Here is a 13,172-nt window from a genome sequence, read left to right as displayed (position 1 = left end):
TCACTTTCTTTGGTCTTGCCCAAAGAAAGTAAGCAAAAATGCGCGCCCGAGATGGCGACTTCCCCTTGAATTTATGTCGCAGGGAGGGAGGGGAGGCAAACTCGCTGCGCTCAAACAGTTCCCCGCCTTTTTTCCGCCCGCTTACGAAAATTGAAGGCGCCATCTAGGGCAGGAAAGTCAAAGGACAACAGCCAAACCGTCTGGGCACAAGCCCAAACGACAAAGGCCAACCGCGCGACGGGTTGGCCTTTTTCTTTGACGTTGAGCCCTAGATGGCGCCTTGGATTTTTGTTGCGGGGAGGAAAAGGAAGGAGCCTTGTCGAGCGCAGCGAATTTGGCTCCTTCCCCTCCCCGCGACACAAATCCAAGGAGGTCGCCATCTCGGGCGCGCCTTTCTTTTGCTTACTTTTCTTTGGCAAGACAAAGAAAAGTAAGTCGGTCCCGGCAGGGAACGAAAGGGGTGGACCACCAACAAAAACACAAGTTGCATATCTAACCATCCTCCCCTACCATCCACCTCACCATGTTCGACCACTGCCTCTACTTCAACACCACCGCCCTGGCCCGCAAGCTCGACCGCGTCTGGGCAGACGCCTTTGCGCCGTTCGATCTCACGCCGCCGCAAGGCTTCATGCTCCGTGCGATCGTCGACCGCCCGGGCATGCTGCAAAGCGAGTTGTCGGAAGCCATGTCCGTCACGCGCCCCACGGCAACGCGCGCGCTGGATGGGCTGGAAAGCAAGGGCCTGATCGAACGTCGCAAGACGGAAGCCGACGGCCGCGAGACCGCCATTTTCCCGACGCCGGAAGCCGTCAAGATCGGTGCGGCGTTGAACGAGGCCAGCGGCGCCGTCACCGCAAGGTTGAAGCGCGTGCTGGGCAGTACCGAATTCACCGATACGGTGACGAAGATCCGAGGTGTGCGCTCTACCCTGACATGAGCGTCCATTTTTTTGGCCATGTAGTTGCATTGCTAACTAACAGGAGAAACCATCATGCCCATCCTCAACGTCAAAGTCAGCGCCAAACGTTCTGCAGAAATGACGCAGAAGATCGCCGGCACCTTGCTCGAACTCACCTCCCGCATCCTCGGCAAAGACCCGAAGGTAACCGCTATTGCCATCGACTATGTCGACCCCGAAGACTGGATCGTCGGCGGGCAGACGCTGGCCGCACAAGGCAAGAACAGCGTCTATTTCGACATCAAGGTGACGGACGAAACGAATACCAAGGCCGAGAAGGCGCAGTACATCGCCGCGGCGTTCACGGCCTTTGCCGAGCTGCTCGGCAATCTGCACGAAGAGAGCTATATCTATGTGCAGGACGTTCGCGCCGCAGCTTACGGCTACGGCGGCAAGACGCAGGAATACCGCTACCAGCACGCGTAAATGTGCCGGCCGCACCGCTCCCCACCCAACAACGATCAGGTGACATCATGAACCGCATGAGCGCTTTCTTCGCGGCCAGTTGGCTGGCCGCCGCGTTACTGTACTTTGGCCAACATTCGCTGCCGCTGACCGCGCTCTCGGGTGTGGTGTTGCTGGCCGGCTTCGATCTGCTGCGTCCGTGAAACTTCAGCGGGGGCGATGCTGCGCCCGGTATTGCAGCGGACTGCAACCGCGGCCGGCAGAAAACGCGCGACTCAGTGCGCTGACGCTGCCGTAGCCGCATTCATCGGCAATATGGTCGAGCGGCTGGCGGCCCGTTCGCAGCAGAAACGCGGCCAGCTCCAGCCGCAGCGTCGCCACGTAGCGCCGCAGGTTGCTGCCGGTGGCGGCGGCAAAGCGGCGCGTCAAGCTGCGCTCGCTCATCGCTGCCTGGGCCGCCAGCTCCGCCAGCGTTGGGGCGCTGCCAGTTCCCGTTCGACGATGTCCTGGATGGCGAGCATGGCCGCATCGCCGTGGCGCTTGAACTGAGCCGTCCATACGGCCATGTGTTCGTATGACGGCAGGGATTGCGTGAGCGCCGTGCGCAGCATCCGCCGCGATGCGCCGGCCCCGCGGCAGTGATCGATGACGTACGCGCAGGCGTCCACGGCAGGGTTGATGCCGCTGACGGTAATGATGCGGCCATCCACCGCAAGCGGCCGGTCGGGCGTGTAATGCACGTTGGGAAAATGCCGTGCAAACCAGGCGCGCTCGCTCGCCAGCCCCGTCGCTCTACAACCATCCAGCAATCCAGCCTTGGCGAACAGCGGCGCCGCGTTCATGCCAACGACCAAGGCGCCAGCGTCATAGCGCCTGCGCAGCCACTCGGCGAGGCGCGCTTCTTCCGCATCCAATGTCGCCTCCGGGGCGAACTGTGCGGGCACGATCACGACGTCGTAAGGCGCTTCGGTCAGCGCGGCGGTGGCGGGCACAGGCATATCGCCAAAGCTTCGGACGGCCGCCCCATCGGCTGACAACACATCGATATCGAAGAGCCGGCTGCCCATCACATCCACGCTGCGCGCCTGCATGGTGCCGGCAATCAGCAGCATCTCCTGCGTGAGAAACACATAACCGGCAAACAGGCGCGGCGGCAGGAGGATGGCGATACGCGCCCGCGTGTGCAAACCGGCGCGTTTGGAGGCAGCTTTCGGCTGGCGCTTCATATCAAGAAAGTGGCGATCCGGATCAACCGGAATTGTCGCGGCCTTGTTGAAATACGGCAACCCATCCGCCGCCCATTCCGGAGCCGCCATGATTGCCCGCACGCTGTTCGATGCTGAACACGACACCTTCCGTGAATCCGTCCGCCGCTTCATCGACGCCGAAGTCCTGCCCCACCACGAGCGCTGGGAAGACCAGGGCTACGTCGACCGCGCCATCTGGGAAAAAGCGGCCGCCGCCGGTTACCACTGCGCCAGCATGCCCGAGGCCTATGGCGGCGCGGGGCCGACATCCGCTACAGCACGGTGCTGATCGAGGAGATTGCCCGCACGGGCGCCACGGGCCTGGGCTTCGGCTTGCATTCGGAAATCGTCGCGCCGTATCTGCTGCACTACGGCAGCGAGGCGCTGAAGCAGCACTACCTGCCCAAGCTGGCGAGCGCCGAGATGATCGGCGCGATTGCCATGACCGAACCCGGCGCGGGCTCCGACCTGCAAGGCGTGCGCACCACCGCCACGCGCAGCAGCGACGGCAGCCATTACGTGCTCAACGGATCAAAGATCTTCATCACCAACGGCTGGCACGCGGACGTGGTGATCGTCGTGGCGCGCAGCACGCCCGAAGGCGGCGCCAAGGGCACGAGCCTCTTTGTCGTCGACACCAGCATGGACGGCTTCAGCAAGGGCAAGCGGCTGAAGAAGGTCGGCATGAAGGCGCAGGACACCGCCGAGCTGTTCTTCGACAACGTGCGCGTGCCGGCCGCCAACCTGCTCGGCGAAGAGCATCGCGGTTTTGCGTACCTGATGCAGGAACTGCCGTGGGAGCGCCTGCAGATCGCCATCGGCGCCATCGCTTCGGCCGAGGGCGCGCTCGAATGGACGCTGCGCTACGTGCGCGAGCGCCAGGCCTTCGGCAAATCCATCCTCGATTTTCAGACCGCGCGCCACGCGCTGGCAGAACTGAAAACCGAAGTGCAGATCGGCCGTGTGTTCGTCGACCAGTGCATCGCGCTCAAGCTGGCCGGCAAGCTCGATGCCGCCACCGCATCGATGGCCAAGTACTGGACCACCGACCTGCAATTCAAGGTGATGGACCGCTGCGTGCAACTGCACGGCGGCTACGGCTACATGTGGGAATACCCCATCGCCCGCGCTTGGGCAGACTCGCGCGTGCAGCAGATCTACGGCGGCACGAACGAGATCATGAAAGAGCTGATCGCCCGCACCCTTTAACGAGCACGACCTTCAGGACGCAACGCTATGGAAGCCTATATCTACGACGCCGTTCGCACCCCGCGCGGCAAGGGCAAGAAGGACGGCAGCCTGCACGGTGTCACGCCGCTGCGCCTGGCCGCAACCGCACTGCGCGCCATCCGAGACCGCAATCAGCTCGACACGGCACTGGTGGACGACGTCGTGCTCGGCTGTGTGGAACCCGTGGGCGAACAAGGCGCGTGCATCGGCCGCGTGGCAGTCCTGTCCGCCGGCTATGCCGAGACGACGGCCGGCGTGCAGATCAACCGCTTCTGCGCCTCGGGCCTGGAGGCCTGCAACATGGCCGCTGCGCAGGTGATGGCCGGGCAGAGCGACTTCGCCATCGGCGGCGGCGTGGAGAGCATGTCGCGCGTGCCGATGGGTGCCAGCGGTGGCGCGTGGCCGGTGGATCCGGCCGCCGCCATCCCGCTGTACTTCGTGCCGCAAGGCGTGTCGGCCGACACCATCGCCACCAAGTGGGGCTACAGCCGTCATGACGTCGACGCCTATGCCGCCGAGAGCCACCGCCGTGCTCACGCAGCCAGCACGGCCGGGTGGTTCACGGGTTCGATCGTGCCGGTGCGCGACCAGAACGGCCTGACCATCCTCGACCGCGACGAGATGATTCGCCCGCAGACGACCGTCGACACACTCGCGCAGCTCAAACCGTCGTTTGCGGAATTGGGCGAGCAATACGGCTTTGACGCTGTGATCCGCCAGCGCTATCCCGAACTGGAACGCATCGAACACGTGCATCACGCGGGCAACAGCTCGGGCATCGTCGATGGCGCCGCAGCCGTATTGATCGGCAGCCGCGAGGCCGGCAAGCGCGCGGGCCTCAAACCGCGTGCGCGCATCCGCAGCTTTGCGAGCATCGGCTCGGAGCCGTCGATCATGTTGACCGGCCCTTCGTACGCGGCCGAGAAGGCACTCAAGCGCGCCGGCATGTCGGCGGCCGACATCGACCTGTACGAACTGAACGAAGCCTTCGCCTCCGTCGTGCTGCGCTTCATGGAGGTGCTGGCCGTGCCGCATGACCGCATCAACGTCAACGGCGGCGCCATTGCGATGGGCCATCCGCTCGGCGCCACGGGCGCCATGATTCTCGGCACGCTGCTCGACGAACTGGAACGGCGTGGCGCGAACACGGGGCTGGCCACGTTGTGCGTCGGTGCCGGCATGGGCACCGCCACCATCATCGAACGCGTTTAAGGAGCGTGCTGACATGATCGACATCACCATCGACACCGACGGCATCGCCACGCTCACGTGGGACCAGCCGGGCCGTGCACAGAACGTGCTCAACGGCGAAACCTGCGCCGCCTTCTTTGCCGCCATCGACCGCGTATGCGCCGATGCCAGCGTCAAAGGCATTCTCGTCACCTCCGCCAAGGCGGACTTCATTGCCGGCGGCGACCTTGAATGGCTGCAGGCCAGCGACGATGCAGCCACGTTGTTTGAACGCACGTGCGAACTGCACCGCATGCTGCGCAAGTTGGAAACCTGCGGCAAGCCGGTGGCCACCGCGCTGCCGGGCTCGACGCTGGGCGGCGGGCTGGAGATTGCGCTGGCCTGCCACTACCGCGTGGCCGCCGACAACGCCCGCGCGCGCTTCGGCCTGCCCGAAGTCACGCTCGGCCTTTTGCCGGGCGGCGGCGGCACGCAGCGTCTGCCGCGCTTGATTGGTGTGCAGAAGGCGCTGCCGATGCTGCTTGAAGGCAAGCGCATCAAGGCGGCAGACGCGCTCAAGCTCGGCATTCTCGATGCGGTCGTCAATGCAGGCGAAGAAGCCGATGCTGCGCGCACGTGGCTGCTGGGTGAAGGCCAGACCCGCGCGCAGCAACCGTGGGACATCAAGGGCTACAAGGTGCCCGGCGGCGGCATCGCCAGCCCCGCCGTGCAGCAGCTATTCACGGCAGCCAACGCCATGCTGCGCCAGAAAACCTACGGCAACTATCCGGCCGCGGCGAGCATCCTGTCGTGCGTATATGAAGGGCTCATCACCGATCTCGATACGGGCCTCAAGACCGAGGCGCGCTACTTCGTGCAGGCGGTGCTGTCGCCGGAGGCACGGGCGATGATCCGGACCCTCTTCTTCAGCCTGAACGCCGCCAACAAACTGGCCGCACGCCCCGCCGATGTGCCCGCGCGGCGCTACGCCAAGATCGGTGTGCTGGGCGCCGGCATGATGGGCGCCGGCATCGCCTACGTCACCGCCAAGGCAGGGTTGCCCGTCGTGCTGCTCGACACCACGCAAGAAGCCGCCGAACGCGGTAAAGACTATTCACGCAAGCTCGTCGAGAAACAGGTACAGCGCGGCCGCCTGCATGCCGACCAGGCCGAAGCGCTGCTCGCGCGTATCCAACCCACGACGTCCTACGCCGACCTGGACGGCGCGGGGCTCGTTGTTGAAGCGGTGTTCGAGCAACGCGACATCAAGGCCGACGTGACACGCCAGGCCGAGGCGGTGCTGTCGCCCGATGCCATCTTCGCGTCCAACACATCGACGCTGCCGATTACCGGTCTGGCAGAAGCAAGCCAGCGCCCAGGCAACTTCATCGGGCTGCATTTCTTTTCGCCGGTCGACAAGATGCCGCTGGTGGAGGTGATCGTCGCCCGGCAGACCACGCGGGCGACGCTTGCGCAGGCGCTCGATTACGTCAAGGCGATCGGCATGACGCCCATCGTCGTCAATGACAGCCGCGGCTTTTATACGAGCCGCGTGTTTTCAACCTACGTGCTCGAAGGCCTGGCGATGCTCGCCGAAGGCGTGGCGCCTGCGCTGATCGAAAACGCCGGGCTGCTGGCCGGCATGCCGGTGGGGCCGCTTGCGTTGATCGACGAGGTTTCGAGCGAACTGATCCACAAGGTCAACCAGCAGACCCGCGCCGACTTGGGCGTTGCCTACATCGAGCGCCCGGGCGAAGCTGTGGCCGAGCGCATGGTGGCGCTGGGCCGCATCGGCCGCAAGGCGGGCCGCGGCTTCTACGACTATCCGGAAGGCGGCAAGAAGATGCTGTGGCCCGGGCTGGCGACCGAATACCCCCAAGCCGCCACGCAGCCCGACGTGAGACGCTGGTCGACCGCCTCATCACCGTGCAGGCCGTGGAAACGGCGCGATGCCTGGATGAGCGCGTGGTGACCGATCCGCGCGATGCCGATGTGGGCGCGCTGCTGGGTTGGGGTTCCCGGCATTCCGTGGGGGCCTGTGTCGCATATCCATCGCATGGGGGTGAGCGCCTTTGTCGAGCTGTGCGACCGGCTCGCGGCAGAACACGGCCGTCGCTTTGCGCCCCCTGCCCTGTTGCGTGACATGGCAGACAAACAGGCCGTGTTTTACGAACGCTGACCCCGTCGGCGCCCGCGTGCCTCCGGCCGCGCGGCGCCTCTCTGCACGCGTTGCGCCGCACAAACAGCAATCAAGTGTAAGTCCGGGTTTTACCTGCCCCCAGCAAACGATTGCGCTCCTGCTGCCCTGCTACCACGGTCGGGTTAAGACACATGGGGCCCGCTCCGATATAGAGTGAGAGGCACATGAATTGCCGACACCGAGGCACGCTGCGCGCGTGCCCTAGGCAACTGGACACGTAAACGCTGGAGTGGGGATGCCCGCAGAGCAATCGAAGGCTTCTTCTGATAGCACGACCGAGACAACGCCGCGGCAAGGATGGCGGCAGAGGTTGCTGTCGCCGCTGAACATCGGGGCGGCGGTGGTCCTGCTGTTCATCTGGACGTTCACGTTCCATCAACTCACACAAGAACGCGACCGGCTGATCCGTGATGCGCAGGCGCGCACGCAGGTCGAAGCACGGGCATTTGGCGAGTACTCGCTCGGCAGCGTGCGGCGCGTGTCCGAATTCCTGCTCGATCTGCGCGCGAGCTGGCTATCCGGTCGCGACGTGTTCGACCACGTGATCCACGAGCGGCAGGAAGCCGTGCGCGACCTGACCTTCCAGGTGGCTGTGATCGACGAGAACGGGATGCTCGTCTACTCCAGCATCGGCCCCACGACAGAACGCCTCGACCTGAGCCAGCGCGAGCACTTTCGCGTGCACAAGGAATCCGGCGGACGCGACGTGCTGTTCATCAGCGACCCGGTGCAGGGCAAGGTCTCGAAAAAGTGGTCAATCCAGTTCACGCGCCCCATCCTCAGGGCGGGCCAGTTTGCTGGCGTCGTGGTGGTGTCGGTCAGCCCGGAACAGTTCGCGAGCTTTGCCAATACGCTCGCCATCGGCAAGGACGGGGCTGCCACCATCATCCGCGAGTCCGGTCAGATCCTGGCCCGCGTGCCGAACCCGACTGCAGGTATCGAAAAGCCGCCGCGCCGCCGGCAGTTCAACAAGCCCGGTGCGCAGGACACCGGCAGCTACCGCGTGGTGTCGGGCACCGACGGAGTGGAGCGCATCATCGGCTATCACCATGTGCCGGAGATCGGGCTGTACTTCCTGGTGGGCGAGTCGGTCGTCTCGGTGCTGGCGCCTTACGACGGCTATCGGCGCACCGCGCTGGTCGAGGCGGCAGGCTCCACCCTGCTTCTCGCGCTGCTGTATTTCACGCTGCGCCACCAGGGAGCCGAGCGCAAGCGGCACATGGAAGACATGCGCCTGGCGTCCATGGTCTATGCATCGAGCAGCGAAGCAATGATGGTGATGACGCTCGACGGGCGCGTGATCGACGTGAACCCGGCCTTTACCGTCACCACGGGCTATTCGGCGCAGGAGTTCAAGGGCCAGTCCAGCGACGCGATCCGCTCCGAATGCAACGAGCGCGCCGTCATCGACGCCATGCGCGAGGGCGTGTCCACCAGAGGCACGTGGAGCGGCGAGTACCTGATCCGCCGCAAGGACGGCAGCGAGTTCCCCGCGCTGCTCACCATCGACACGTTTGCAGACAGCACGCTGGGCGAGCCACGCCGCGTTGCGCTCATCCACGACATGACGGAGAAGAAGCGCGCCGAAGAGGTCATCTGGCGGCAGGCCAACTTCGACGCGCTCACCGATCTGCCCAACCGGCACATGTTCTACAACCGCCTGCGCCAGGAGATTGCGCGGGCGCGCCAGACGTCGACACTACTGGCGTTGCTGTTCATCGATCTGGACCGTTTCAAGGAAGTGAACGACTCGCTCGGCCATGACCAGGGCGACATCCTCCTCAAGGAGATCGCCCGGCGCATCTCGGCCATCGTGCGCGGCACCGATACGGTCGCGCGGCTGGCTGGCGACGAGTTCACCATCATCCTGCCGGACCTGCCCGATGCCGCAGCGGCCACACCCATCATCCGCAGCTTGCTCACGCGCATTGCCGCGCCGTTGCAGCTGGGCGAAGAAAGCGTGGAAGTGTCGGCCAGCATCGGGGTAGCGCTGTATCCGCGCGATGCCGACACCGCTGAATCGTTGCTCGTGTGCGCAGACCAGGCCATGTTTGCGGCCAAGAGCGCCGGGCGCAACCAGTGGGCCGTCTTCACCCCGGCCTTGCAGCGTGCCGAACAGGAACGCCTGCGCGTGACCAGCGACTTGCGGGTGGCCCTCGCGCACGGCCAGCTTGCGGTGCACTACCAACCCATCGTCGATCTGGTCACGGGGAAGGTCCGCAAGGCGGAGGCGCTGATCCGCTGGACGCATCCCGTGCGGGGCGAGATCGATCCGGCGGATTTCATTCCGGTGGCCGAAGACAGCGGGCTGATCGTCGAGATCGGCAAATGGGTGCTGAACCAGGCGCTGGACCGGCTCGCACACTGGCACGCCACGCTCGACAACACGCTGCAGGTGTCGGTGAACAAATCGCCGCTGGAGTTCCGCGCGCACCAGTCGGGCACCGAATCGTGGCCGAAGGTGGTGGAGCGCCGGGGGCTTGCGCCGCACAGCCTCGTCGTTGAAATTACCGAGGGCTCACTGATGGCCGACAGTGCAGAGGTGATGGAACACCTGCACGAATTCCGGCGCGCGGGCATCGACATCGCGCTCGACGATTTCGGTACGGGGTATTCGTCGCTGTCGTACCTCAAACGCTTCGACATCGACTACATCAAGATCGACCAGTCATTCGTGCGCAGCCTCGCGCATGACCCGAAAGACATCGCACTGTGCAGCGCCATCGTCAGCATGGCGCACGCACTGCGCATCAAGGTCATTGCCGAGGGCATCGAGACCGAGGAGCAGAAGGCGATCCTGGTGGCAGCGGGCTGTGATTACGGCCAGGGCCACCTTTTCTGCCCGCCGGTGCCCGCGGCCGCTTTTGAAGCCTTTGTGCTCAAAAGACAGCAGCTTGCGGAAACCTGACCGCTTTTTTCATCCGCCGCGCACGGCCCGGGCAAACGCCTGCACCACGTCGGCAGACGCATCGGTGATGGCCCAGTAGCCCATGCCGGCGCTGCGCCAGAACATCAGCTGGTAGCCGCGCTCGGTGCGCAGCGCGGGCTCGGTATCGCCGCCCGCCTCGGGCCGCACGTACAAGTCGACGGGATGCTGCGCTGAGCGGTAGACCAGCACCGCCACCGGACGTCCGTCGATGTAGTCCAACCGGCCGCCGATGAGCGGGAAACCGTGTGCGGCAAGGTCAGCAACAGGCGGCGCATAGTCGATGCGGCCGTTGAACCACGGCTTGACCGTGTGCCGGTCGCTCGACAACACGTCCGTCTCCCGCGCGCCCAGCAACGCCCGCACATGGCTGGCGGTGATGTCGTGCGCGGTGAGTGCAGCCGTGTCGGGCCGCCCAACCAGCACGCCCACGCCGAGCGCCACCGCCGCCAGCGCGCCGGCTCCCAGCCCCAAGCCGAGCCCGCGGGATGGCGTGATCAACCAATTGGCCAAGTGCTGCCATGGCGATGCCGCCGGGCGCGGCGTGCGCGTGGCAGCCGGTTCGGCCCGCACGCCGGCCTCGGCCTGCACGGCATGCAAGACGCGCGCGCTCAAACCCGCCGGCGCCTTCATGTACACCGCCGGCGCACGCAGCCCCTGGCGCAGCACACGCACCACGCCATCGTGGCGCGCAGCGATGTCGGTGCAAGCGGCACACGTGGTCAGGTGCGCTTCCATGCGCAGGCTGTCGGCCGCACCGAGTTCGCCATCGGCGCGGGCAGCCAGCAGCGCGCGGATGTCGTCACAGTTCATGGCGGGACTCCTTGGTGCTGTTTCCCATACCGCCCGTTGCGCGGATGGGCGTCACGTTCGTGCGCGGGGGTGCGTTGTCTTCCGTCAACAGGCGTGCGAGCTGCTGCCGCGCACGCGCCAGCCGCGACATGACCGTGCCGATGGGCGCGTCGACCACGGCGGCAATGTCGCGGTACGGAAGGTCTTCCAGCTCGCGCAACACGAGCACCTCGCGATACGGCACCGGCAATTGCGCCAACGCGGCATGCACGCGGCGCACATCGTCGATGCGGGCGAGCAGCGCGGCGGGGTCGATGCCGTAGCTGGCGCTGTCGTCGTGCGCCTGTCCTGCTGCTGCATCGTCGTCCCACGGCTGGGCCGGGGCCTGCTTTCGGCGCGCGCACTCCGAGAACCACGTGTTGCGCACGATGGCGAGCAGCCACGGGCGTCCATCCCCGCCGCGAAACCCGCCGAACAGCCGGAATGCGCGCAGGCACGCTTCCTGGACGATGTCGTCGGCGTCTTGCGCGTCGCCCGAGAGCCAGCGCGCCAGGTTGTAGGCGGCATCGACATGCGGCAACACCGCCTGCGCAAAGCGCTGCGCGTCGGTGGGCAGATCGAGCGTGGGGTCTGGCAGGTCGGGCATGGCGGCCTGGAGGCAGTTGACCTTCGTATACCGGGGTGCAATCCAGTTTATTCCCGCGCCGAAGAAATTTTGTGGAAACGCGAATCTCGTGGAATACGCGGGCACCCCGGTCGGTATGACAGGCAGGACCGGCGCTTCTTCCATTTCCATCGTGCCGGGTCGATACCCAACTCAGCCATCTATTGCAGGGGACACCCATGAGCAAGCAACCCGGACGACGCCAGTTCCTGCAACTGGCCGCGGTCGGCGGTCTGGTGTACGCATGGGGCCTGCCCGGCTGGCAGGCGATGGCGGCCACCACGCGCGCCGCCGGCGCCAAGCCAGACGATTTCTACTTCGTGCAGCTATCCGACACGCATTGGGGCTTCAAGGGCGCGCCCAACCCCGATTCGCAGGGCACGCTACCCAAGGCGATTGCGGCGGTGAACGCGCTGTCGCCCGCGCCGGACTTCGTCATCTTCACGGGCGACCTCAGCCACATCAGCGACGACCCTGCCGAACGCCGCAAGCGGCTGGCCGAGTTTCGCGACATTGCCGCGCAGATCAAGGTGCCGGTGGTGCATTACATGCCGGGCGAGCACGACGCTTCGCTCGACAACGGCGAGGCCTATATCGAACTCTTCGGCCGCACGCATTACTCGTTCGATCACAAGGGCGTGCACTTCATCGCCGTCGACAACGTGTCAGACCCGTCCGCGCGCGTGGGCGAGGCACAGATCGCGTGGCTGGCGGCCGATGTGCGCTCCGTGCCGGCGCACACGCCCATCGTCGTGTTCACGCACCGGCCGCTGTTCGATCTGTACCCACAATGGGACTGGGCCACGCGCGACGGCCAGCAGGTCATCGACTTGCTGATGCCGCACCCGAACGTGACGGTGTTCTACGGCCACATCCACCAGGAACACCACCACATGACTGGGCACATTGCGCACCACTCGGCGCGCTCGCTGATGTTCCCGCTGCCTGCACCGCCCGCCCCGGGCTCGCAGGCCAAACGGAACCCGATCCCGTGGGATGCCGCCGCGCCGTATCGCGGCCTCGGCTGGCGCAGCATCACCGAGCACGGCAAGCACGATGCCGCCACCTGGGCGCTGGCCGAGCAGCCGATCCATGCGAACAGCGAAGCCAACACCATCAACAAGACGCCGGAGGCCACCTGACATGCGCACGTTCATCGCACACAACCCCAAGCGCCGCTTGGCGCTGCGCCAGTTCACCGTGCTCGCCGCAGGCGCAGCGCTTGCCTGCGTTGCGCACGGCGAGGGCCCGACGGTCATCCGCGTGCACGCGCGCAAGTTCACCTTCACGCCCGACAAGATCACGCTCAAGCGTGGCGTGCCGGTCGTGTTCGAACTGACCGGGCAGGACATCCTGATGGGTTTTTCGATTCCGGATTTCAACGTACGCGCCGACGTGGTGCCGGGGCAGACCGTGCGGCTGGCGCTCACACCCGACAAGACGGGCACGTTCGATTTCCTGTGCGACATCTTCTGTGGCTCGGGCCACGAGACGATGAATGGAACGTTGACCGTCACCTGAAGCGCAACAACAAAATGCGAAGCGAAACGCCCCGACCTGTTCGGGGCGTTTTCATT

9 protein-coding genes and 3 pseudogenes are annotated in these 13,172 nt (G+C 65.4%); 9 read left to right on the top strand and 3 right to left on the bottom strand.

The window, feature by feature from the left end:
* Positions 1-523: 523 nt before the first annotated feature.
* The 3 genes from OWR21_RS12090 to OWR21_RS12080 are packed head-to-tail and all read left to right on the top strand — an operon-like array spanning position 524 to position 1,569.
* Positions 524-940: a MarR family winged helix-turn-helix transcriptional regulator gene (locus OWR21_RS12090; RefSeq protein WP_027679670.1), complete on the top strand. Its 417-nt coding sequence runs from the start codon at positions 524-526 to the stop codon at positions 938-940.
* Between the two features lie 54 nt (positions 941-994).
* Positions 995-1,387, top strand: a complete 393-nt coding sequence (locus OWR21_RS12085) for a tautomerase family protein (protein WP_147218758.1) — start codon at positions 995-997, stop codon at positions 1,385-1,387.
* A gap of 47 nt (positions 1,388-1,434) precedes the next feature.
* Positions 1,435-1,569, top strand: coding sequence for a hypothetical protein (locus OWR21_RS12080; RefSeq protein WP_004632518.1), 135 nt, complete (start codon positions 1,435-1,437; stop codon positions 1,567-1,569).
* Between the two features lie 4 nt (positions 1,570-1,573).
* On the opposite strand, the pseudogene OWR21_RS12075 reads toward OWR21_RS12080, so the two are convergent.
* A pseudogene (locus OWR21_RS12075) lies at positions 1,574-2,592 on the bottom strand (GlxA family transcriptional regulator).
* An 88-nt stretch (positions 2,593-2,680) separates the two neighbouring features.
* Between OWR21_RS12075 and OWR21_RS12070 the strand changes: the two are divergent.
* The 4 genes and pseudogenes from OWR21_RS12070 (at position 2,681) to OWR21_RS12055 (ending at position 10,121) form a co-directional block, all read left to right on the top strand.
* Positions 2,681-3,822: pseudogene (locus OWR21_RS12070) on the top strand (acyl-CoA dehydrogenase family protein).
* A gap of 27 nt (positions 3,823-3,849) precedes the next feature.
* Complete coding sequence (locus OWR21_RS12065; RefSeq protein ID WP_316890478.1) at positions 3,850-5,055, top strand: acetyl-CoA C-acetyltransferase; 1,206 nt, start codon at positions 3,850-3,852, stop codon at positions 5,053-5,055.
* Positions 5,056-5,068: 13 nt separating this feature from the next.
* Positions 5,069-7,192, top strand: a pseudogene (locus OWR21_RS12060) (3-hydroxyacyl-CoA dehydrogenase NAD-binding domain-containing protein).
* Between the two features lie 256 nt (positions 7,193-7,448).
* Complete coding sequence (locus OWR21_RS12055) at positions 7,449-10,121, top strand: bifunctional diguanylate cyclase/phosphodiesterase (protein ID WP_332395372.1); 2,673 nt, start codon at positions 7,449-7,451, stop codon at positions 10,119-10,121.
* A 9-nt stretch (positions 10,122-10,130) separates the two neighbouring features.
* On the opposite strand, the gene OWR21_RS12050 is transcribed toward OWR21_RS12055, so the two are convergent.
* Entirely contained in the window at positions 10,131-10,952 is an 822-nt protein-coding gene (locus OWR21_RS12050) for an anti-sigma factor family protein (protein WP_316890474.1), read from the bottom strand.
* Positions 10,942-11,577: an RNA polymerase sigma factor gene (locus OWR21_RS12045; RefSeq protein WP_316890472.1), complete on the bottom strand. Its 636-nt coding sequence runs from the start codon at positions 11,575-11,577 to the stop codon at positions 10,942-10,944. The genes OWR21_RS12050 and OWR21_RS12045 overlap by 11 nt, the downstream gene beginning before the upstream one ends.
* Positions 11,578-11,774: 197 nt before the next feature.
* Here OWR21_RS12045 and OWR21_RS12040 point away from each other — a divergent pair, with 197 nt between their 5' ends.
* Positions 11,775-12,737, top strand: coding sequence for a metallophosphoesterase family protein (locus OWR21_RS12040; RefSeq protein ID WP_332395371.1), 963 nt, complete (start codon positions 11,775-11,777; stop codon positions 12,735-12,737).
* A 1-nt stretch (position 12,738) separates the two neighbouring features.
* The gene (locus OWR21_RS12035; RefSeq protein ID WP_316890469.1) at positions 12,739-13,116 is read left to right on the top strand and encodes a cytochrome c oxidase subunit II; all 378 of its coding nucleotides are present in this window, start codon (positions 12,739-12,741) and stop codon (positions 13,114-13,116) included.
* Positions 13,117-13,172 lie beyond the last annotated feature (56 nt).

The sequence above is a fragment of the Ralstonia sp. 1B3 genome, from assembly GCF_036631435.1.
The sequence above is the reverse complement of the archived record's forward strand: the minus strand, read 5'-3'. Positions and strand labels throughout refer to the sequence as shown.